This window comes from Paraburkholderia rhynchosiae (assembly GCF_002879865.1).
GTDB classification, from domain to species: domain Bacteria; phylum Pseudomonadota; class Gammaproteobacteria; order Burkholderiales; family Burkholderiaceae; genus Paraburkholderia; species Paraburkholderia rhynchosiae.
In genome coordinates, this window is record NZ_PNXY01000152.1 from 1 (window position 1) to 381 (window position 381).

A 381-nucleotide genomic window follows, 5' to 3' on the forward strand; every position below is an offset into this window, starting at 1 on the left:
TGGGCGCACAGCGTCTTGACGAACGCGAGGTCAATAACCTGATGCAGTCGACGCTCGAGGGCTGGGTGCTCGGCAGCGCCGCGTATTGCGAGTGGGCGGCGCAGACCGCCAATCGGCGTTTAATGCCACTGTTGCTGCGCGACCGGCCGCCGGAGCTTCGCACGACGCGCGCCCTTGCACACGCGGGCCAAATAAAAGAAAGACAAGCAAGGAACGAACATCGAGCTACCGCCGCCAACATGAACCAGCCATTCTATTGATATTTCCGTAAATCATGACAACCGTTGAGCGTCTCAAGCGTTATGTCTCCAGGGCGATCTCGGAGACAAGTTGGCATGGCGCAAAGGCGATTGAGCGAAGCAGCAAAGAAGCGATTGAAGG

The 381-nt window shown here is 58.0% G+C and carries 1 pseudogene; it reads left to right on the forward strand.

Annotated features, from left to right (window positions below):
- Positions 1 to 260, forward strand: a pseudogene (locus tag C0Z16_RS38335) (transposase); the annotation flags it as partial.
- Positions 261 to 381: the final 121 nt, after the last annotated feature.